The following is a 21700-nucleotide window of genomic DNA, read 5'->3' as shown; positions in this document are numbered from 1 at the left end:
ATCAGATAAGGAACCAAGACATAGAGTCAATTGTCTTTAATAATGAAGGGAAAATTTTTGCCGTTGAGCTGGTGAGCTGGTCTCAGACGCCCAATGGAACGGTGGTCTTGTCAAAGATCGCAAATTATTCTGATGAGGACATTGCGCTTACGGTTGAATGCCTGGTAGATGGCGCTACCTTTGATATAAGGGAGGTTGCAGTGCCTGCTGGCCGCAAGGCAGACGTGTACTGGAAGGGGATACCTGCGGATGCCAAGCGCGTGGAGGTAGCCATTTTGGATGAGGATGACCTGGCTGTCGACAACAGGGGTTGGACGTTTATGGAACTCCACAAGGAAAACAAGGTGTTGCTGGTGACCCAGCGCAACGTCTTTCTGGAGAAGGCCATAGCCCTTCGAGATGATGTGAATCTTGTAAAAACAGCTTATGAACATGCTGGGAACGTGAATGGATATGCGCTGTATGTATTTGACGGGTATATCCCTTCAAAACTTCCCAGGGATGGGAACATGATTATATTCAATCCTCTGCCTGAAAACGGTTTTTTGAAGGTAGAAGGGGAATATGTTCCACAAAATTTGCGCCTTCTATCCCATTCCCGCTACGCACGCTTTTTTGATCTTGTAAACTATAAAGGGTTCAATATTGCAAGGGCCGGGCGGATAAGCGTACCTCGGTGGGCAGAAGTTGTGCTTGATGGGGGGCAGGGGCCGCTTGTCATGGCAGGCGAAATGGGGGCTCAGAGGGTCGTCGTTTTCTCGTTTGATGTACACCATTCGGATATTTCGCTCAAGGTGGATTTCCCCATATTGATTCAAAATGTACTTGCATGGGTACTTCCCCAGTCTTCAGGGCAGGAAAGAGGGTTTTATGCCGGGCAGGAGGTATTCATAAATTTGCTGCCTGGCGCTCAGGAGATTTGGGTGATAACACCGTCGGGTAAGGAGCTGACGTTAGAACCATCGCACAGCCAGATCCCCTTTATATATAGCCATGAAGTAGGGGTATACACAGTGCGGCAGGTTGTTCAGCAGGGCGACAGGCAAGAAGTGTTGGAATCTCATTTTACTGTTCATGCTCCAACTCACAGCGAGTCCGACCTGAGGGCAGGACGGGTCATGAGCGATATGGGCCAGCCTGCGGATGTGCGGAGCGATGTATCCGGGCTTGTGAAGGAGCTGTGGAGGTACTTCGCCTGGGCTGTGTTGGCTGTTATTCTGCTTGAGTGGTGGGTGTATCAACGTGGGTATTAGTTTTGGAAATGGCGGCATAGGCTTTGTTGCCCCTCTGTGGTTGCTTATGGTTGTCCCTACTGTAGCGTTTGTGATACTTTCATTTGTGAGGAGCCGGCGAATCGGGAGCAAGAAGGACAGGTATGTTTTGATCCTGCGCTGCGTAATAGTGCTTCTCATAATATTATCCCTGGCGGGGACCAGTATAAGGAAGTATACCCATGCCGCTACCGTATTTTTTGTTGCTGACCTGTCAAACAGCGCGGCAGGGGCCAAAGCGCAAATAGAATTTTTTATAGTGACAGCATTGGAGCGAAAGCCACCTCACTGGAATGCAGGCATTATAACATTTGGGAAGGATGCACTGGTGGAGCACCCGGCAGGAAGGACCGCTTACTTTGGCGGCTTTGAAACCCTCCCCAATCCCCATTTTACCGATATAGAGGGTGCGCTTCAGATGGCGGCTGCCCTTTTGCCTGCCGATACCCGGAAGAGGATAGTGTTGCTCACCGACGCTGCTGAGAACGTGGGCGATGCCTTAAAAAGCTCCAGAGCGCTGGCTTTGCAGGATATCGTGGTCGACGGGGTGTACTTTGACACCACACCCTCAGCCGAAGTACAGGTAACATCGCTGGATGTTCCCGGCCGCCTGTATAAAGGGGAGACATACGATATACGGGTACAGATTGACAGCACAGTGAGCACCTCTGGCGTGTTGAGGCTGTATGCCAACCGCCAGCTCATAAGCCAGGAAAGGGTGGAGATACAAAAAGGAGAGAACACCTTTGTGTTTAAGGATACGGCGCAGGACAGCGGAATAAAGACCTATGAGATAGACCTTCACGTTAGTAAGGATACGGTGTACCAGAACAACAGCGCGGTCACCTTTGTGGAGGTATATGGGTTGCCCGCTGTGGCGGTGGTGGAGGGACGAGAGGGCGAAGGCCGGGAGCTTATGAAGATGCTGAATCAGGCGGGGATCGAAACGATGGTTCTTACTCCTCAAGTATTGCCGGCTGCTTTGGAGGAGCTCCGCAAATACCACGCCCTGGTGCTGTGTAACGTTGCTGCCGATGACCTGGGAGATGAAAAGATGAAGGCGCTTGATTCATACGTAAAACATCTGGGACGGGGGATGCTGGTGACCGGAGGCGACAACAGCTATGCCCTGGGTGGGTATATGGATACGCCGTTTGAGCCCATGCTGCCGGTCGATGTGGACCTCATGCGCAAAGCGGAGATATACCTTCCCTGGGGCTGGTGCTGGTGATAGACAAATCAGGCAGCATGGCGGCAGGGCAGTACGGCGTAAGCAAGATGGAACTAGCGAAGGAGGCTGCCATTCGCTCGACCGAGGCCTTGCGGCCGGTAGACTATATAGGCGTGGTGGCCTTTGATGATGTGGCCTCATGGGTTGTGAAAACGCAAGCAGTAGACGATGTAGACAGAATAAAGAGCGATATTGGCACCATCAGGCCCGGTGGGGGTACCAATATGTATCCAGGACTTAAGTTGGCTTATGAGTCTTTAAAAGAGCTAAACGTGCAGCTCAAGCACGTGATTGTGCTTACCGATGGGCAGTCCCAGGAGGGCGATTTCCATGGCTTGGTACAGGAGATGCGGGACCATGGGATTACGGTTTCAATGGTGGCGGTAGGTGAGGATTCGGATACAAAATTACTAGAAGAGCTGGCAAATATAGGAGGAGGGCGCTACTATTATACCGACGAGTTTACCAATATCCCTAAAATATTCACCAAGGAAACATATCTGGCAACTCAAAGCTATATACATAACCGAACGTTTTATCCGGTTGTCACCGGATATTCACCCATAATAGAAGGGTTTGATCAGGGCTTTCCGTCGCTACACGGGTATATCGCCACCCTGCCAAAGGTAGAGGCCAACATGGTGCTGTCCAGCGATAGGCAGGACCCGGTATTGGCTGAGTGGCAGTATGGTCTGGGACGGGTAGTGGCATGGACCAGCGACCTGCGTGGCAGCTGGACAGGGGACTGGCTTGCATGGGATGAGGCACAGCGCTTCTGGCTCAACGTCATATCATGAATACTGCCTATAGAGGAGGAACAATATGGCCTTCTTGATGTCAGCAGGATGGGGGACAAGGGATATGTAACCTTGGATATATCCCAAAACTGGGATGAGGCCTTAAACAGCCATGCAGTCGTTATGAAGCTGGGCGGTGGCAGGCAGGAGGTATCGCTTCAGGCTACTCAGCCAGGGAGATATGAGGGCGAATTTGAGATAGATGAGGCGGGCGTGTATCTTGTTAGAGTGGAGCTTAAAGATGGTGAAAGCGTGGTTGGACAGCTTGAAAGCGGCCTAGCGGTCAGCTATTTGCCGGAGTACGATATCCGCAATCGGGGCGCTAAAGAGCTGCTTGAAAGGCTGGTGAAAGAAACCGGTGGCATTATGCTTGACGAGCCTGAACAGGTGTTCCGCGAGGACCTGCATCCGGTTTGGGTGGAAACCGAGGTCTGGCCGTACCTGCTTTCTGCCGCGCTTGTGTTGTTTATGGTGGAGGTGACCTTAAGAAGGCTTAAAGTAGAGGCTTTATTGAGGAGATGGGCATCGAGGATAAAGATATGGGAAGGCCATTGGCCGAAACCCAGCGCATTTGAGGGCAATTTAAAAAGCCATGGCAATGCGCACAAAGGCGCGGATGAAAGCGCTACTGCATCTGAAAGCGATCGGGATCAAGGCGATGTCCGGTTAAAAAAGAGCATTGAAGGTGGGAGCGAAGTCGTGGATAAACCTGAACTTGGGCAAACTAATAACCGTAATTCAAAGACTTTACAACATACAAGAGACTTTTGCATAATACCCTTAGTTACTATAACTCAATGAATAATTATTCTTTTTTAGCTCGCTTTCAAGTTGTGTACCTATGAAAGCAGGGATGTTTACATTAATACCATCCGTTGTGAGTACGATATACTTATCCTCATTTAAATAGCTTGGTCCGGTTATCCTGAATTCGTTCACTACTTCTCCATTTTCTTTGATTTGAATATAAACACCAAAAGGACAATTAAATCCACCTTCAAGATAATTCTCCTCATTTTTTATTGCTTATACGCTCTCGAAAAGTCCAAGAGTTTTATTTTTATATGTTTCAGGGTTAAGCTTCTAAGCTTCACCCCTTATATTGAATCTTGTTGGCCATTGGGATCGCCTCCTGTGATCCATCTTCCCATTATATATAACAAAACAAAGAAGGCTTTTGTGACATAGACTTAAAAAATTTTTTAATTTTTTCAGTATTTTCATTAGCAACTTTTAAAACCCGGAAACCAAGGGTAAACGTCAAATAGAGTACACCTAAAAATTTGTAAGCAGATATGAGATAATTCCTCCATAAAGAAGTCAAGGAGGGGTTATCTATGACACACAAAGAGCGTAAGCAGCAGTGGAAAGCTAGGATTGAAGCATATAAGGTTAGCGGTTTAAGTAAAAAGGCATTCTGTAAACAGCACAACATAAGCATAAGGCAGTTGTATTACTGGCTGAAGAAAGAATCCATGAAAGAAGAACAAGCCAATAACACAATATAGTGGCTACAGCTTAATTTGAATAGTCGAGAGGATAAATCTGATATTAACTTTTTAAACGTAAAAATTGGTCTCGCTGTTATTGAACCATAATGGTTTCCTTGAACCTACTCGTACGCTCTGCTTGAGCTCATCACACGACAGCTCGTCTTTTCATAGACTAGATGTTGTGTGCCAATCTTTTTAACTTGTTTTCTACCGGAACAAGCCTAGCTTCATATTGTTCAATCTTGAAATTTAACCTTGCCAAAGCTCTATTCATTTCTTCAATGCGGGAGATGAGTTTATCACGCTGTTCCATAAGGATTTGTTTTCTGGCCTCTATAGTTGTGTCACCTTGCTGGAGTAGCGTGACATATTCAATGAGCGTTTCAACTTGAACACCTGCGCTGCGCATACATTTAATAAATTCAATCCATTTACAGTCTTCCTCTGTATATTCGCGGATACCGCTTTCGTTGCGATTTACCCGGGGGATTAGCCCAATGCGCTCATAGTAGCGGAGTGTATCTGGCGAAAGGCCAAATTTTTTGCTTACTTCTGTAATCGTCATGTGGTTTTACCTCCAATCTTCAATACTATTTAGAACCTGGAGCTAACTCCAAGTCAAGGGTTGTTTAAATAGTAGCACTACTTGTGCTACTATTAAAGAAATAGAGTATAATTTGTGCTAATTATAATTTTATGTTGCTTTAAACATTTTTTCAACAGGTTAATTACATTGTTTTCTTTGTACACTTTTTTGGCTATGCATATTTTTCTTCTACCATAAGCTGCAAATAATATTCATCAGAAACAGGTTCCATCCATTCAACTGCACCCTTTTGAGAATTGGTTGTAATCGCAATATGAGAAAGCCAACTATTTTGTGTCGCTCCATGCCAATGTTTAACACCCGGTTGGATTTTTACAACGTCGCCTTCTTTGATTATATGTACAGGCTGGCCTTCCTCCTGATAATAGCCTTTTCCTCCGGTAATAAGCAAAATCTGTCCGCCAGGATGTTTATGCCAATTATTCCTTGCACCCGGCTCAAAAGTAACATTAGAGATTGCACAATTAAAGATGCTGTCGCTAGAAACCAATGTTTCAACCCAGACTGTTCCTATAAAATAGTCATTTTCAATTTTTTGCCCTTTCGGGAAAATTATTCTGCTGTCTATGTTTTTTGGTTCGTTTTTGTTCATCCTTTATCTCTCCTTTCACCTATGATATCAAATTAAGTCTCTCAAGCCAGTTTGCAATACTTGTGTCTGCTTTGTTAACATTGCTTCCTCGAATGGCCAAACCAGGTAGCACCTTTGCATTCGAGCAGAGTTTCTTGATGTCGCGCTCACTGCTTCCCATTCTGCTGCCTTCATGTGTGCAAAATGGAACAATGGTCTTTCCTGAAAAATCATAGGACTCTAAAAACGTGAATACTGCCATCGGCATTGTGCCCCACCAATTGGGATAGCCGAGGAAAATTACATCATAAGAATTAATATTATCTAATTTAGCTGCAAGCTCAGGTCTGGCATTTTGCCGTTTTTCTTCCTGTGCTACTTTTGTTGTTTCTGTATAATCTTCCGGATATGGCTTTATTGTTTTGATTTCAAACATATCACCACCCGTTAATTCCTGTATTTTCTTTGCTATTACTTCCGTGTTCCCAATCGGCAGGTTTAAAATACTGCCACCTACATAATTATTTCCTCTACGAGAAAAATAAGCGATAAGAATCCTTGAATACGCCAATTCGGATCCCTCCTCTTAGGATTACTTTTTTCGTTTTTCTACTATATATCAAGCTTTCTCGAACAAAGCCATTTCACAATTTCCGGATCATTATGTGAGAAAAAAAAGCTCTTTTTTGTGTCCAATGTTACAATTTTTTCCATATCCTCTTGACTTAATTCAAAGTCGAATATGCTAATGTTTTCGATCATCCTTTCTTTGTGTACAGTTTTCGGGATTGTAACTATCCCTCTTTGAACCAACCAGCGCAAAATCACCTGAGCTACTGATTTATTGTATTTTTTAGCTATAGATATTAAGATTTCATTCTGAAAGATGTTATTCCTGCCTTCTGCAAAAGGACCCCAGGCTTCTGGCTGTACATTGTATTTCTTCATGAACTCGATGTTTTCTGTTTGCTGGTAGAACGGGTGTATCTCAATTTGATTTACGGCAGGAACTACCTCATGGTGAACTATTAAATCCATCAAACGATCTGGTTGGAAGTTACTGACTCCTATTGCCCTAACCAATCCTTCATGATAGAGCTCCTCCATAGCTCGCCAAGAACAATGCACATCACCAAACGGTTGATGAATCAAATAAAGGTCGATATAGTCAAGTTGAAGCCTTTTAAGCGATTTTTCAAATGCTTTTATTGTTGATTCGTAGCCTGTATCTTGTATCCAAAGTTTTGTAGTAATAAATAGTTCTTCTCTTCTTACTATACCTTCTTTAATTGCCCTATTAACGGCTTTACCAACTGCTTCTTCGTTCATATAAGAGGCTGCAGTATCAATTAATCGATAACCTATTTGGATTGCATCATAAACACACTGTTCACACTGGTTCAGGTCGGTGATCTGAAAAACACCATAGCCTAAAATAGGCATCTCAACACCGTTATTCAAAACCACCTTTTGCATTTTAATCCCTCCTAACTGAATTAATTACGTTGCCATGCTTAGTATCTCTACAATATCTTCCTTTCTCAAAGGCAGACGGCCTGGAAGCCTTCCTTCTTCATCTTGAAGTACTTTCAACGTTTCTTCTGCGCAGCGGGAAAGTATTTTCTCGGTAATTTCTCCAATGCCAAGTTCCGACAAACGCGTTGGACAGCCTATGGAACGCAAAAACTCTTCAAACCTATTTATACCTTCCATAGCCAGACTCAAGCTATCTTTACCTGCTGCCGAAAGAAAAGATGCGCTGAGCAAATTGGGCAAAGCGGTCGGGACGGAATCTTGCAGCAAAGCGCATCCAGGCGGGGTTCACAACTGCTAATCCTGCTCCATGGGGGATATCGTAGAGTGCGGAAAGCGTATGCTCGATCATGTGAACCGGTGCTATATAATTTGTACCAACCTGTACCCAGCCGTTTAAGGCAACTATCGACGCCCACTGTACCTGAGCGCGTGCTTCCAGGTCACTTCCATCACTAACTGCCTTTGGCCCCCATTCCAAGACAGTGAGGATTACCCCTTCGGCAAATCTGTCCTGAAGAGGAGTCCCGTCTATACCGTTGAAATAACCCTCAGTCACATGGGTTATTATGTCGCAAACCCCAAAAGCTGTGTGATTTTGGGGCACTGTCACGGTAAGTTCAGGATCCACCACTGCTACACGAGGATAGAGAACCTCAGCCTTAACGAATGTTTTTAGCTTTTCTCCTTCATCGTCAATTGTGATCACCGCACCGTTGTTCATTTCCGAGCCAGTTGCCGCCAGGGTGGGAACAGTGATAATGGGAAGAGCTCGCTCTGGAAGTCTGGGCGCTTTTCCTGCCCGCACAAGCATATCCTTAGGATCGCCTTCATAAAGGACTGATGCTGCAATTACTTTTGAGGCATCCATGACGCTACCGCCCCCCCATACCTATGACCACATCACATGCTTCTTTTTTTGCCTGTTCTGCAGCACGCACTACAGTTGACAAACGGGGATTTGGCTCAACACCTGAGAATTCCACCACTGAAACACCTGCTGCCTTCAGACTGAATACCGCTCGGTCAAATGCTCCGCTCCTCTTGACGCTTCCTCCGCCAATGACGAGCAGCGCTTTTTTGCCATATTGACTAACTACTTTCCCTAACTGTTCTAATGAACCTGCACCAAAGATTAGTCGGGTTGGATTATAAAATTCAAATTTCATCATGGGTAACACTTCCAACACAAGTCTTTTTGAGGCATTTATGCATATTAATGAATACTATATAAGAGTTTTTTCTCTTAAGCAAATAAAACTGATTTAATATTGCAGCAACAAAAAGATTTTTCTCATTTTGCCTCTGTTAGTTCCATGTTAACTCTTTTAAGAAGAGATGGAATATCTAATTTTTGAGGACATTTACCAAGACACGCTCCACACTCCTTGCAGAAAGACGCAGATATTTTCTGCCCCATAAACCATCTGTATGTAGATCTTCCACCTGTCCAATCGCCAAACATAACAGCTTCATTGTATAACCTGAAATTTTCAGGAATATCCACACCGCTTGGACACGGCATGCAGTAGCCGCATGCTGTACAATTTATTACTGCAAATGATTCTAAGGTTTTCTTCACTTCTTCTATCAGTTTAAGGTCTACTTCGGTCAAGTTATTTGGAGTTACATTCTTTATAATTTCAACATTCTCTTTCACTTGTTCCAAAGTGCTCATTCCACTTAGTATAACAGAAACCTCTGGAAAATTTCCAAGCCATCTGAAGCTCCATTCCACCTCAGACCAATTTCTCCCATTGCTTTGAAGAATGTCCTTCGGTCTCTGTGGAAGCCTTACTAATTTTCCGCCTTTCAACGGCTCCATTATTACTACTGCAAGTTCCTTGGAAGCAGCGTACTTTAACCCTCTCAAACCTGCCTGATAGTTAACATCCACGTAGTTTAATTGGATTTGGCAAAAATCCCATCCATCATAGCCATCAACTATCTCTTTAAAAACAGGATATTTGTCATGGAATGAAAAACCAGCAAATCTAATTTTCCCTTGCATTTTTGCTCTCTCAAAAAACTCTGAGAACCTCAAAGCTTTTATTTTTTCCCATCTTTCTTTGTTGAGAGCGTGCATTAGGTACATATCCACATAGTCAGTTTGGAGTTTTTCTAATTGTTCATCCAAAAATCTATTAAAATCTTCGTGTTTTTCAACTTGCCATACAGGAGATTTGGTTGCAAGGAAGACTTTTTCTCTATATCCATCTCTTAAAGCCTTCCCGACTATTTTTTCGCTATTTCCCATGTGATATGGATATGCGGTGTCAACATAATTTACACCATGTTCGATGGCATATCTAATCATCTCTATTGCCTTTTTTTCATCAATTTGAGACGGATTTTCCTCTATGATAGGAAGCCTCATAGCACCAAATCCCAGAAGGGAAGTTTTCACACCTGTTTTTCCAAAATCTCTGTATTGCATAGTCCTACCTCCATTATTAATTTTAGAATTCAAATGACTACTGTTTCATATCCTCAGCTAGGATGCTTTGAAGTAAAAAACACTATAACGCAGCAACATTGCTACCTACTTTTAGGGGATTTATCGATATGTCATTTTTTCTAACTCCTCCGGATATCGTCCACCCTGGATAGGAATTTTTGAAAGTGCTTCATTTATCTCTCTTAACTCTTCTTCAGTAAGAGTTATAGATACAGCACCTACATTTTCCTTAAGTCTCTCCAGCTTCGTTGTTCCAGGAATAGGAACAATCCAAGGTTTTTGCGCCAAGAGCCAAGCCAAAGCTATTTGTGCAGGTGTTGATTGTTTTCTGTGCGCTAAATCCTTTACAAACTCGACCAAAGCAAGATTTGCCCGTAGTGCCTCAGGCTTGAAGCGGGGAATACGGCTGCGCAGATCTGAGGGATCAAACTCAGTCTTATCATCGATGGTGCCAGTGAGGAATCCCTTTCCAAGAGGACTGTAAGGCACAAAGCCAATGCCCAGTTCCTCACAGGTGGGGAGCACCTCCTCTTCGGGCTTCCGCCACCATAGAGAGTACTCACTCTGCACTGCAGTCACCGGACAGACAGCATGAGCACGGCGAATGGTATTGGCTCCCGCCTCTGAGAGCCCGAAGTACCTCACTTTACCTTCCTGAATGAGATCTTTTACAGCTCCGGCCACCTCTTCTATAGGCACATTTGGATCCACGCGGTGTTGGTAGTAAAGATCAATCGCCTCTACCCTGAGCCGCTTGAGAGAACCTTCTACGGCTTTTTTGATGTGCTGTGGTTGGCTGTTGAGTCCCCTCCAACCAGGTCTTCCGTCAGGATATAGATCAAATCCAAATTTGGTGGCAATCACCACCTCTCCCTTAAACGGCTCCAGAGCCTCCCCTACAAGTTCCTCATTAGTGTATGGCCCATAGACCTCAGCAGTGTCAAAGAAGGTAACACCCAGTTCTACTGCCTTGCGAATGAGCGCAATCATCTCCTTCCTGTCAGGAAGAGGATTCTGACCAAAACTCATCCGCATACATCCCAGTCCGATTGCTGAAACTTCAAGGCCACTTTTTCCAAGTTTTCGTTTTTCCATATGTAACACCTCCTATTTTTTATTTACAATTAGAATATACATGCTGGAGTTAACTCTAAGTCAATACCTTTATTGAAGGAACCTTTAGGCTGGGATAAATTAACCTAATACTTTCAGTGGTGGCAATGTCTTTCATAGATCAGATATGGTGGCAATGTCTTTCATAGATCAGATATTCTCGATATAAAAAGATGTCATTCGACCCCACAAATTTACAAAATTTACAGGACAATTGTTGTATATTATTTATGAGGGGGGTTAGAACAAATGAAGAAGACGTTTAGCATTGCCATACTGGGATACAACAGGCGCCAAGTTGAACAATATCTTTCTGATATGCGCAGAGATTATGAGGAAGAGCTTTCTAAGAAAAAGGAACGGATGCTGGAGCTTGTGGAGGAAAACAATAGGATAAAGTCGCAGATTAAGGAACTGGAAAAGAAATTGGAGGAATTTTCTGAGAGGGAGGCTTATATTTCAAAAGCATTGGTCCGGGCCGAACAAAAAGCCCAGGCTATTATAGAAGAAGGACGTCAAAAAATTGCAGCCGAGATGTACCAGCTGGAGATGGAGAAGAATAAGTGGAAAGCAAGGTGTAAGGAGATACGGCGTCAGCTATTGGAGTTTGAACACATGGTATGCACTCTCATGGAAAACTTTTATTCCGAGATCAATTACCTCAAATCCAAAGAATTGAGCGATTCCATTTTTGCAGAAGGAGACTGCATTGACTGCGCTAAAGAAAGGGAAGATGAGGATTCTGGCCTGCTGAGCGTATCATGAAAATAAAAAGCGGTTGCTTTTTATCAAGCAACCGCTTTTTTCATCAATACATGTCAGGATTCTTGCCACCGGGCATTGCTGGTTCTTTCTCGGGTATTTCGGCCACCAAGCTCTCAGTGGTGAGAACCATAGCTGCTACGCTAGCAGCATTCTGCAATGCCGAACGGGTAACCTTGGTGGGATCGATGATACCCTTGGCTACCATGTCACCATATTCGCCTCTCAACGCGTCAAAGCCAAAGTACTTGTCGCTGCTGGATTTGACTTTTTCGGCTACCACAGAGCCTTCCATACCGGCGTTGATGGCAATCTGGCGCAGCGGCTCTTCTAAGGCACGTTTCACTATGTTGATGCCTGTTAGTTCATCGCCTTCAGCCTGGAGTTTTTCCACTTCTTCTATGGCTTTAATGAGCGCTACGCCACCGCCAGGAACGATACCCTCTTCCACAGCAGCTCTGGTAGCATTGAGGGCGTCTTCGATTCTCAGCTTCTTCTCCTTCATCTCGGTCTCGGTCGCGGCACCAACCTTAATCACGGCTACGCCGCCGGCCAGCTTAGCAAGGCGCTCTTGTAGTTTCTCTCTATCATAGTCAGAGGTGGTCTCCTCAATCTGGGCTTTAATGGAGGCTATACGGTTCTTAATCTCTTTCGGATCGCCAGCGCCACCCACGATGGTGGTATTCTCTTTGTCAACAGTTACTTTAGTGGCACGACCGAGCATGTCAATGGTGGCTTCTTTGAGAGTGAGACCTACCTCCTCGGAAATCACAGTACCGCCTGTCAGGATAGCGATATCCTGCAGCATGGCTTTGCGCCTGTCACCAAACCCAGGAGCCTTTACACCCACGCTGATGAGAGTACCTCTCAGCTTGTTGACAACCAGCGTTGCCAATGCCTCACCTTCAATGTCCTCGGCGATGATCAGTAGCTTTCTGCCGTGCTGTACTACTTGTTCGAGTATTGGTAACAGGTCCTGTACATTGCTGATCTTTTTATCAGTGATCAAGATCAATGGTTCGTCCAACTCTGCGATCATCTTTTCAGTATCGGTTACCATGTAGGGGGAGATGTATCCTCTGTCAAACTGCATTCCTTCTACTGTCTCAACTTCGGTCACCAGCGATTTGGATTCTTCGACAGTGATGACGCCATCTTTGCCTACTTTCTCCATAGCATCGGCGATTAACTGGCCTATTGTCTCGTCGCCAGCAGAAATGGAAGCTACCTGAGCAATAGCCTCTTTACTTTCAATGGGTTTGCTGAGCTTCTTCAGCGCTTCAACAGCTGCATCTACAGCTCTCTGGATGCCCCTCTTTAACAACATGGGGTTGGCTCCTGCTGCCACGTTCTTCAGGCCTTCACGGATGATGGCTTGTGCCAGCACCGTCGCTGTGGTGGTACCATCGCCGGCTACATCGTTGGTTTTGCTGGCCACCTCTCTGACGAGCTGAGCGCCCATATTCTCGTATGGATCTTCCAGCTCAATTTCCTTGGCGATGGTTACGCCATCGTTAACGATCTGCGGAGAACCATACTTTTTCTCCAGTACGACGTTGCGCCCTTTGGGGCCAAGGGTTATCTTTACAGTATCGGCCAATTTGTTAACGCCGCGCTCTATTGCTCTTCTCGCTTCTTCGCCATATATAAGCTGTTTGGCCATATGTATTACCTCCTCCTTTTTCTTGTTTTTTATTCAACTACTGCGAGTATATCGCTTTGACGAACGATGATGTATTCTTCGTCATCCAGCTTTACTTCAGTTCCAGCATATTTGGAGTAAATGACTTTGTCGCCTACCTTTACCTCCATTTTGACTTCTTTGCCGTCGACCATGCCACCAGGTCCTACAGCGATGACCTCTGCCATTTGAGGTTTCTCTTTTGCAGAACTGGGCAACACAATGCCACCCTTTGTGGTTTCTTCGGTTTCCAACGCTTTGATTACAACCCTATCACCCAATGGTCTTAATTTCATGCCGTTACCCTCCTTTTAGTTATGTTTTTGTGTTAATTATCTGTACCTTATCTGTACTCTACTCTATTAGCACTCATCCTCGGTGAGTGCTAATCACAGTAAATAGTTTATATAAAAGCCAGGGGGATGGCAAATACTGTTGTAAACGAATTTTGGCTAAATAATTTGGATTTTGAAAAATAAAATAACAAATCATCTTTTTGCTTGCTATATCTAAAAATAGATATAGATTTTAAACTTTTTCATAAGCATTACAGTTTGTATATACAAATACCATACCCCCTGCTGTTTATCTGCAGAATTTGACAAAAAACGGGCGATATCACTCTAAAAAAGTTGCAATACCCTGTGGTTATAAGTAGAATATATTCTAAGAAGCGTTCGAGGAGGGGTCTTGTGGATAAATGGGATAAGAGGTTTATGGAATTGGCAGAGCTTATTGCCAACTGGTCCAGCTGCTATCAGCCCAACAGGAAGATAGGCGCAGTCATCGTCAAGAATAAGCGTATCTTGACCACAGGCTACAACGGTGCCCCGTCGGGCTATACCAGCTGCGTTGAGAGGGGAGAGTGTCTGAGGAGAAAGGCAAACATACCTTCCGGCACCCATCAGGAGTACTGCTATGCGGTCCACGCCGAACAAAACGCCATTGCTCAGGCAGCCAAGATGGGGATATCGATTGACGGGGCCACCATGTACTGCACCCACCAACCCTGTGTCATATGCGCCAAGCTCATTATCAACAGCGGCATAAAGAGGGTGGTGTACAAATACCCTTATCCTGACGAGCTGGCGACGCATATACTGACTGCGGTTGGGGTAAGCCTAGAGAAGTACGAGGAAGAGTAGGTATTCTATTTATAAGCCATCCATCTTAATCCATAAATTTTCCCGTGAGCTTCTGTATGGTGCGGGGAAGAGAATTCTTTGCGCTTCCCAGTGGTTTGTTCTGATTGCGATAGTCAAATTTGTTTATAAATTGATACAGTTCCTGTTCCAGGTTATGAAAAGATTTAATCTGTAGCGGGATTACATCGGCCAGCCAGAGAGCTTGCTTGTGTGCTGGTAGCGTCTCTCTGGCTATTTTTATGGTCAATGTCAGGTGTTTAAGGCAAAAACCTTTTGAAGATTCAAAAGCTTTTTTGAATTCCTTATCCGTATCCCACAGATAGAGAATGGTGTAGGCATAGCGGTTCATGGTATTTGACATCCGGTTACAGATTATGCATTGATGATGTTGCACTGTAAGCCATTCTTCCAATTCGGCTGTGAGCTGCTGCATGTCTTTTTTTCCTCGAATTATACTGCTTAATGCAAAAGCGCTTCTGGCTTTGCTTGTCTTTAAAACCGCATTGCAGCGTTGCTCGAATTTCTCCATAAACTCTTTGAGATGGGTATGAGTCATTAAAGCCAGGCCTAAACGATTTTGAGCATCATACAGCAATTTGAAGTGGTGGGGGCAAAACCCAGTTTTGTTGACCTCTATCCGGGTGTCTGGTTCCATCACCGAGGCTCCCAGGAACGAATCTACATAGCTTTTCTCCAGCCTGTTCTCTAGGTTGCACAGGGGACACTCTCCTCCCTGGTGGTAGGCATCCCATACAGGAATGGTATCAATATGGTACTTCATGGGTAACCTCCATTAAATAGAGTTGCACGTCTTGGGTATCATTTTATCATAAATCAAGTGGACCTGCCATAGATATAAGTATGAAGTTTACCTTAAGCAGTTTATAAATCAAAGGAGGAATCTTTATGCGTTACTCGCGGTTAAAGAGGAAAAACAGGCGGCGTTATACTTCAGTACTTCTTCTGGGCCTTTTACTGTTTTTGGCTGTATATATAGGCTCTGCCAGTGCGGCCGGCAATTTTATAAGCCGGATAGTCACATCCTTCCTGGGCAGCTTCGCCAACACTAACCAGGGTGAAGACGATGCTTCTGTTCGGGTAACTGATACCCAGCTTACCGTCCCTGATAAAGCCGCCGAATCCCCGGATGAAAGCCCGAATGGAGGTTCTAGCTCGAGCCAGAAGGTGACGGAACAGCTCGACATAGCTCCATTTAATCTGTATGCCATACAGCTGGGCGCTTTTACAAGCAAAGAAAATGCCGAAGTGGCTGCCAGAGAACTTCAGGCAAAAGGAGGAGCAGGGTACATTTTAAATGACAAGTATTTTCGTCTTTTGGCCATGGGTTATGCTTCCCAAGCTGATGCTCAAAAAGTAAAGCAACAGCTGGAAAAAGAAGGAATAGAAAGCCAGATATATTCCATTTTGGTACCCGGTGTGAACATGGAGATAACTGCCTCTGCGGATAAAGTGAGCAGCGTTAAATCGGCTTTTTCGATGTGGATTGATAAAACCAAGGCCCTGGAAGACATGGTGAAAAACCTTGATACTTCGGCCATATCGGTAGAGGATGCCAAAAAGGGCATTGAAGCGACGATTGGTGCGTTTAACTCTACCCTTGAACAGCTTAAAGCGTATTCAGCTACGCAGGAAAGCAACCATATACTGGCTGGACTTCAGGAACTTTATCAAAAGGGCATCGAAAGCCTAAACGGAATATTTGCTGGAAATGTTTTGGACAGGGTAGCAATTTCGTCAAAAATAAAGTATACTTATATTGATATGGTTTACAGGTACAAGCAGTATATAGATAGCATAACCGGTAAGTAAGGGGGAGCTAATAATTTGAAAATAGAAGAGATACGCGATTTGCTGAATGCCAGCCTCTTAACAGGCCAAGAATTGCTGGACAGAGAAGTGTTTTCGGCCTGCGCATCAGATCTTATGAGCGATATATTATCCTATGTAAAAAATCAAACGGTGTTGCTCACTGGCCTTACCAATGCTCACGTCATTAAAATGGCTGAAATCCTGGAGGTTACCGCCATAGTGTTTGTTGGTGGGCGAAGGCCTGCTGATGAAGTGGTCGATATGGCCAGAAAGATGGGCATTGCCGTGCTTACAACCGAATACACCATGTATGAGGCATGCGGAAGGCTCTACAGTGCGGGATTACCAGGCTGTACGAGGGAGTCATAAATGGCGGGCGGCTATTATTCCATTGAACAGGTGTTTCATATTAAAGCCGGTGATTTTGCTTCAGCAGGAGAGGCTTCCAGCCAAATAAAGAAAACATTAAAGCAGTTGGGGATTGATTCCACCCTGGTGCGGCGGGTTACCATAGCAGCTTATGAGGCCGAGATGAATTTGATAATACACTCAATCGGCGGAGAACTGAAGTTGAAAGTAACTCCTCAGTCCATTATCGTGACGGCCGAAGATAAAGGCCCTGGCATTCCTGATATAGATTTGGCCATGCAGGAAGGGTACTCTACAGCTCCTGAAATAGCAAGGGAGCTGGGGTTTGGTGCAGGGATGGGGCTTCCCAATATTAAACGTAACGCTGATCGTTTGAATATTCAGTCTAAGGTGGGAGAGGGAACCCTGCTGGAGATATATTTTGACATAAAAGCAAGGTGATGAAATTGAAGGAATATTACCATTCGGTTACTTTGAGGAAGGACAAGTGTAGGGGATGTACCAATTGTATAAAAAGGTGTCCTACCGAGGCCATAAGGGTGAGGGACGGCAAGGCCAGGATAATTGCAGAGAGGTGTATAGACTGCGGAGAGTGTATAAGAGTATGCCCCTATCATGCAAAGGTGGCCGTTACAGATCCCTTGTCTTCCATAGAGAGGTTTCGCTATCGCATAGCGCTGCCGGCTCCAACTCTGTACGGGCAGTTCAAGAATGTAGACGATATAAAGGTAATTCTGACGGGCCTCAAAAAACTTGGCTTCGATTACGTATATGAGGTTGCCAGAGGAGCGGATTACGTGACCGCTTTTGTCAAAGAGGCGCTTAAGGACCCAAATCGCAAAAGGCCTATCATATCCTCAGCCTGCCCGGCCATTGTCAGGCTCATTCAGGTGCGCTTTCCTGAGCTGATAGATAATATAGTGAATGTTGATTCGCCCATGGAAATTGCCGCGCAGCTTGCCAGGAACGAATTTTGTGAAAGGTACGGCGTAAAGTCCGAAGAGGTGGGGGTATTTTTCATTACCCCCTGTGCTGCCAAGATGACCAGCATACGGAATCCGGTGGGCAGGAAGGAATCCTCGGTGGATGGTGCCATTTCCATCCAGGAGATATACGGCCCACTCTACAGTCAAATAAGCAACCTGAAAGAGGAAGATGTTGCGCAGATGGCATCGCCCTTTGGAGTGGGATGGGCCAATTCCGGGGGAGCATGCCTCTCATTGGGAATTGATAGTTACCTGGCGGTTGACGGCATACAGAACGTCATACGGGTGTTGGAAGAGATAGAGGATGAGAAGCTGACTGACCTGGAATATTTTGAAGGTCTAGCTTGTCCCGGTGGCTGTGTGGGCGGCCCGCTTACCGTTGAAAACGGGTTTGTAGCAAAAAACCGTATAAGGAAGCTGTCCGAAAAGGCAAGAGGTAGGCCGGTATCAGAAGATGAGCTGCGTGAGGTTGCGCAAAAGATACAGTGGCGGCTTGATGAGAAGATACTGCCCAAACCCGTTATGAAGCTGGATGACGATATAGTGGAGGCCATGAAAAAGATGGAGACCATAGAGAGTATATACGAAAGCCTGCCGGGGCTTGACTGCGGTTCCTGCGGGTCACCCAGCTGTCGAACGCTGGCCGAGGATATAGTAAGGGGTTATGCTTCTGAGATGGATTGCGTCTTTAAATTGAGGGAAAAGGTAAAACAGCTTGCGCAGGAGATGATAGAGCTTTCTGAAAAGATTCCAGGGGGAAGAAAAGAAACAGAAGGGCAGGAGTGAACGGCGATGAAGGTATCGCAAATGGTAGAGGCTTTATCCCTTAAGGTGCTGGCTGGAGAGAGTTTTTTGGAACGGGAGGTGTGCAGCGGCTATTGCTGCGACCTTTTGAGCAGGGTAATGGCAAAAGGGGAAAAGGGAATGGCATGGATTACCGTGCAGACGCACATGAACGTAGTGGCTGTGGCTGCATTGGTTGAGATGGCCTGTATTATAATCCCCGAAGGCATAGAGGTGGAACGCAAAGTTTTGGACAAGGCTGAAGAGGAAGGGGTAATAATGCTTTCATCTCATTTGACGGCTTTTGAGTTGGCGGGAAAACTGTATCAAATGGGTATTGCGCCTGTCTGTAAGGTTGTAGATTGATTTTTGGATTATGATACAAAAATACCATGTAAACCATGAGGTTTGGTATAGATAACTTTGGGGAGTTGCTGTGTTTTGATGATCTTATTGTAATTCGTTGGATGAGGCTGTAAATATCTGTAAAATAGCGTGTTCGGTATCTCAAGTAGACAAAGGGCGCGGTCTGTGGGTGTGCTATACCGGTTGTGCGATGTGGTGTCACTGAATCGAAGGTCAGAGGTAGCCCCTTGCGTGTATAGCTGCCTTTCAATACTGTTGAGGAGAGACTTTTCATGAAAATAGCAGTAGACCTTCATATACATTCGGCGCTGTCTCCCTGTGCCGATGATGATATGACGCCAAACAATATAGTAAATATGGCTATTCTAAAGGGGCTTGATGCCATAGCCATAACTGACCACAATAGCTGTGACAACGTTGAAGCCGTCATGAAGATTGCCGGCGGCCGGATTTTGGTGTTGCCCGGCATGGAAGTACAGACAAGAGAGGATGTCCATTTGCTGTGCTATTTTGAAGATATAAAATGTCTGCTTGACTTTGATGCATATATCCGTAATTTCATGCCTCAAGTGCCAAATGTCCCACATATTTTCGGCAACCAGTATATAATGGATGAGAATGATCAAATCATAGGAAAGAGGGAGGACTTGCTGCTCTCTTCGCTTGACCTGTCTGTCGAGGAGGTAGTACAGCTGGTCCTGCAAAGAGGCGGGGTTGTGGTACCGGCTCACGTCAATCGCCCTTCTTACAGCATCATTTCTCAGCTTGGATTCATCCCCAAAAACTTGGCTTTCAGCGTCTTAGAATTTTCAAAGATTGACACGAATTACACAATATATTCTCAAGGATTTAAACATATCTATTCCTCGGATGCCCATCAATTGGGTCAAATACTGGAAAGAGAAATGTTAATTGACGTATATGATGTCTCATTAGCTGCTATTATACAGTGGTTAAAAGGTTTGACTGTTATTTAACAGAATTATAACAAAAAAATTTGTAACAAAATTCGTTAAAATAATAGCAAATACTCTTGATTATGATACGATTATATGAGATAATAACTCTTGTTGAACAGCATCGATAATTGGGAAGGTGCTGTTTAATATATAAATTGCGATAAATTTTAATTATTTTATTATAGAAAAAATCGCAGTTTATTAATAGGGCAAATATTGAAGCAAATCAACCAAAGTATACATAACATAGCCAAGGATTTTCGGCTGAGTGGATTTTAACATACATAAAGTAACAGGGGAGGGAAATAACCATGGCGGTATCTGTTTTGACAGAAAATAAAGAAAAGTTTGAAGAATTTAAGAAGGTAATTGAGGAATACAAGGGCAAGGAAGGGCCGCTTATGCCTATATTGCAGAAGGCCCAGGAGATATTTGGCTGCTTGTCCTTGGATGTACAAAACTATATAGCCGAGGAATTAAACATTCCGATAACCGACATTTATGGGGTGGCTACTTTTTATGCCCAGTTTACGTTAAAGCCAAAGGGAAAGTATAAAATCGGCGTTTGCCTGGGGACGGCTTGCTATGTAAAAGGTTCACAAAAGGTGCTGGACAAGCTGCAGGAAATTCTCAATATTAAGGTAGGGGATACCACCGACGATGGCAAGTTCACTTTGGAAGCCACGCGGTGCCTGGGGGCCTGCGGATTGGCTCCGGTTATGATGATAAATGACCATGTATACGGTAGGCTTAAGCCAGAGGATGTAGAAGGGATAATTGCAAAATACAGGGATGAATAATGGATGGAAGATATCTCGCTTTATATACTGGACTTAGTGCAAAACTCCATTGCTGCTGCAGCCACCCTTATCGAAGTATCGGTAATCGAGGATGTACAAAATGACAAGCTCATCTTGAGCATCAAGGATAACGGCCAGGGGATGGACTCGCAAACGGTTAAAAAGGTCACAGATCCTTTTTATACCACACGGACAACGCGAAAGGTGGGCTTGGGGTTGGCGCTTGTGGAGGCAGCCGCTCAGGCCTGCGGGGGAGGGGTTTACATCTTTTCGCAGCCCGGCAAAGGCACCGAGGTGAAGGTGGAATTCAAATATAATCATATTGACCGGCCACCTGTAGGCAAAATTGATGAGACTGTGGCAGCACTGGTGGCCTGCAATCCATCAATAGATTTTGTATATACCCATATTACTCCTGTGGGGAGGCTGCGTTTTGACTCCAGGGAGGTCCGGCAGAGGATAGGCGATTTGCGCATCGACCATCCCGAAGTGGTGGAGTGGATTAGGGAATATATAAGGGAAGGCATTGATGAAATAAGCGGAGGTGGAGGAGTATGAAGTCTTTGAAAGAGTTAGAGGAGATAAGGCAACGGGCTTTGGAGTCCGTTAATTTAAGAAAAGAAAGAAACGGCACGAGGGTAGTGGTTGGAATGGGAACCTGTGGGATTGCTGCGGGTGCAAGGCCGGTGCTTTTGGCGTTTCTAGAAGAGGTAAAAAAGCGTAATCTTCAGGATGTTATAGTGACTCAAACGGGTTGTATAGGCGTATGCCGTCTTGAGCCTATGGCGGAGGTTTACAGGCCGGGTGAAGAGAAGGTAACTTACGTTAAGCTCACGCCTGAAAAGGTAAGGCGGATCGTGGCCGAGCACATTGTAAATGGTAGGCCGGTAACTGAGTTCACCATCGGCGCTGCTGACAAGCAATGATGTGTTTGTGAGGAGGTAG

Annotated in this window: 25 protein-coding genes and 1 pseudogene; 16 read left to right on the top strand and 10 right to left on the bottom strand. The window is 44.9% G+C overall.

Going from position 1 to position 21700, the window contains the following annotated elements; all coding sequences use genetic code 11:
* Positions 1-71: 71 nt before the first annotated feature.
* The 5 genes from KVG29_RS00695 to tnpA all read left to right on the top strand — a co-directional run bounded on the left by KVG29_RS00695 (position 72) and on the right by tnpA (position 4807).
* Positions 72-1253, top strand: coding sequence for a hypothetical protein (locus KVG29_RS00695; RefSeq protein ID WP_252225709.1), 1182 nt, complete (start codon positions 72-74; stop codon positions 1251-1253).
* The gene (locus tag KVG29_RS00690; protein ID WP_252225707.1) at positions 1243-2502 is read left to right on the top strand and encodes a VWA domain-containing protein; all 1260 of its coding nucleotides are present in this window, start codon (positions 1243-1245) and stop codon (positions 2500-2502) included. Before KVG29_RS00695 ends, KVG29_RS00690 begins: the two co-directional genes overlap by 11 nt.
* Positions 2499-3299, top strand: a complete 801-nt coding sequence (locus tag KVG29_RS00685; protein ID WP_252225706.1) for a vWA domain-containing protein — start codon at positions 2499-2501, stop codon at positions 3297-3299. The genes KVG29_RS00690 and KVG29_RS00685 overlap by 4 nt, the downstream gene beginning before the upstream one ends.
* Before the next feature lie 48 nt (positions 3300-3347).
* Positions 3348-4100 carry a hypothetical protein gene (locus tag KVG29_RS00680; RefSeq protein WP_252225705.1) on the top strand — a complete coding sequence of 251 codons (753 nt, stop codon included), beginning with the start codon at positions 3348-3350 and terminating at the stop codon, positions 4098-4100.
* Positions 4101-4636: 536 nt separating this feature from the next.
* A complete protein-coding gene (tnpA, locus tag KVG29_RS00675; protein WP_252225704.1) occupies positions 4637-4807 on the top strand; it encodes an IS66 family insertion sequence element accessory protein TnpA in 171 nt (56 codons plus the stop codon).
* A 157-nt stretch (positions 4808-4964) separates the two neighbouring features.
* On the opposite strand, the gene KVG29_RS00670 is transcribed toward tnpA, so the two are convergent.
* The 7 genes and pseudogenes from KVG29_RS00670 to KVG29_RS00630 form a co-directional block, all read right to left on the bottom strand.
* Positions 4965-5357, bottom strand: a complete 393-nt coding sequence (locus tag KVG29_RS00670) for a MerR family transcriptional regulator (protein ID WP_252225703.1) — start codon at positions 5355-5357, stop codon at positions 4965-4967.
* A 193-nt stretch (positions 5358-5550) separates the two neighbouring features.
* Positions 5551-5991 carry a (R)-mandelonitrile lyase gene (locus KVG29_RS00665; RefSeq protein WP_252225702.1) on the bottom strand — a complete coding sequence of 147 codons (441 nt, stop codon included), beginning with the start codon at positions 5989-5991 and terminating at the stop codon, positions 5551-5553.
* A gap of 19 nt (positions 5992-6010) precedes the next feature.
* Positions 6011-6541: a flavodoxin gene (locus KVG29_RS00660; RefSeq protein ID WP_252225701.1), complete on the bottom strand. Its 531-nt coding sequence runs from the start codon at positions 6539-6541 to the stop codon at positions 6011-6013.
* 41 nt (positions 6542-6582) lie between these two features.
* Positions 6583-7446 (bottom strand): aldo/keto reductase, encoded by an 864-nt coding sequence (locus KVG29_RS00655; RefSeq protein WP_252225700.1) that lies wholly within the window; start codon positions 7444-7446, stop codon positions 6583-6585.
* Positions 7447-7470: 24 nt separating this feature from the next.
* A pseudogene (locus KVG29_RS12545) lies at positions 7471-8675 on the bottom strand (iron-containing alcohol dehydrogenase).
* Positions 8676-8797: 122 nt separating this feature from the next.
* Positions 8798-9940: an aldo/keto reductase gene (locus tag KVG29_RS00635; protein ID WP_252225696.1), complete on the bottom strand. Its 1143-nt coding sequence runs from the start codon at positions 9938-9940 to the stop codon at positions 8798-8800.
* A gap of 120 nt (positions 9941-10060) precedes the next feature.
* Entirely contained in the window at positions 10061-11056 is a 996-nt protein-coding gene (locus KVG29_RS00630; protein ID WP_252225695.1) for an aldo/keto reductase, read from the bottom strand.
* 267 nt (positions 11057-11323) lie between these two features.
* Between KVG29_RS00630 and KVG29_RS00625 the strand changes: the two genes are divergently transcribed.
* Positions 11324-11839, top strand: a complete 516-nt coding sequence (locus KVG29_RS00625; RefSeq protein ID WP_252225694.1) for a DivIVA domain-containing protein — start codon at positions 11324-11326, stop codon at positions 11837-11839.
* 43 nt (positions 11840-11882) lie between these two features.
* On the opposite strand, the gene groL is transcribed toward KVG29_RS00625, so the two are convergent.
* Both groL and groES read right to left on the bottom strand, forming a co-directional pair.
* Positions 11883-13499 (bottom strand): chaperonin GroEL, encoded by a 1617-nt coding sequence (gene groL / locus KVG29_RS00620; RefSeq protein ID WP_252225693.1) that lies wholly within the window; start codon positions 13497-13499, stop codon positions 11883-11885.
* 29 nt (positions 13500-13528) lie between these two features.
* Positions 13529-13813, bottom strand: a complete 285-nt coding sequence (gene groES / locus KVG29_RS00615) for a co-chaperone GroES (protein ID WP_252225692.1) — start codon at positions 13811-13813, stop codon at positions 13529-13531.
* Positions 13814-14209: 396 nt separating this feature from the next.
* On the opposite strand from groES, the gene KVG29_RS00610 reads away from it, so the two are divergent.
* The gene (locus KVG29_RS00610; protein ID WP_338084603.1) at positions 14210-14662 is read left to right on the top strand and encodes a deoxycytidylate deaminase; all 453 of its coding nucleotides are present in this window, start codon (positions 14210-14212) and stop codon (positions 14660-14662) included.
* Between the two features lie 25 nt (positions 14663-14687).
* Here the strand turns inward: KVG29_RS00610 and KVG29_RS00605 are convergent, their stop codons facing one another.
* Entirely contained in the window at positions 14688-15443 is a 756-nt protein-coding gene (locus tag KVG29_RS00605) for a DUF6062 family protein (protein ID WP_252225691.1), read from the bottom strand.
* Between the two features lie 125 nt (positions 15444-15568).
* Here KVG29_RS00605 and KVG29_RS00600 point away from each other — a divergent pair, with 125 nt between their 5' ends.
* The 9 genes from KVG29_RS00600 to KVG29_RS00560 all read left to right on the top strand — a co-directional run bounded on the left by KVG29_RS00600 (position 15569) and on the right by KVG29_RS00560 (position 21681).
* Positions 15569-16492: an SPOR domain-containing protein gene (locus tag KVG29_RS00600; RefSeq protein ID WP_252225690.1), complete on the top strand. Its 924-nt coding sequence runs from the start codon at positions 15569-15571 to the stop codon at positions 16490-16492.
* A gap of 15 nt (positions 16493-16507) precedes the next feature.
* Positions 16508-16861, top strand: a complete 354-nt coding sequence (locus tag KVG29_RS00595; RefSeq protein WP_252225689.1) for a DRTGG domain-containing protein — start codon at positions 16508-16510, stop codon at positions 16859-16861.
* On the top strand, positions 16862-17302 hold the full coding sequence (locus tag KVG29_RS00590) for an ATP-binding protein (protein ID WP_252225688.1): 441 nt from the start codon (positions 16862-16864) through the stop codon (positions 17300-17302).
* Positions 17302-18633, top strand: a complete 1332-nt coding sequence (locus tag KVG29_RS00585) for a [Fe-Fe] hydrogenase large subunit C-terminal domain-containing protein (protein WP_338084602.1) — start codon at positions 17302-17304, stop codon at positions 18631-18633. The genes KVG29_RS00590 and KVG29_RS00585 overlap by 1 nt, the downstream gene beginning before the upstream one ends.
* Positions 18634-18639: 6 nt before the next feature.
* Positions 18640-18996, top strand: a complete 357-nt coding sequence (locus KVG29_RS00580) for a DRTGG domain-containing protein (protein ID WP_252225687.1) — start codon at positions 18640-18642, stop codon at positions 18994-18996.
* A gap of 272 nt (positions 18997-19268) precedes the next feature.
* Entirely contained in the window at positions 19269-19973 is a 705-nt protein-coding gene (locus KVG29_RS00575; protein ID WP_252225686.1) for a PHP domain-containing protein, read from the top strand.
* 293 nt (positions 19974-20266) lie between these two features.
* A complete protein-coding gene (gene nuoE, locus KVG29_RS00570; protein WP_252225685.1) occupies positions 20267-20755 on the top strand; it encodes an NADH-quinone oxidoreductase subunit NuoE in 489 nt (162 codons plus the stop codon).
* A gap of 3 nt (positions 20756-20758) precedes the next feature.
* Positions 20759-21313 (top strand): ATP-binding protein, encoded by a 555-nt coding sequence (locus KVG29_RS00565; protein ID WP_252225684.1) that lies wholly within the window; start codon positions 20759-20761, stop codon positions 21311-21313.
* A complete protein-coding gene (locus KVG29_RS00560; protein WP_252225683.1) occupies positions 21310-21681 on the top strand; it encodes a (2Fe-2S) ferredoxin domain-containing protein in 372 nt (123 codons plus the stop codon). Before KVG29_RS00565 ends, KVG29_RS00560 begins: the two co-directional genes overlap by 4 nt.
* Positions 21682-21700 lie beyond the last annotated feature (19 nt).

Origin of the sequence: Caldicoprobacter algeriensis, from assembly GCF_023838525.1 — a bacterium.
Taxonomy (GTDB): Bacteria; Bacillota; Clostridia; order Caldicoprobacterales; family Caldicoprobacteraceae; genus Caldicoprobacter; species Caldicoprobacter algeriensis.
Note: the sequence above shows the minus strand (reverse complement) of the source record. Positions and strands in the feature narration are given on the sequence as shown.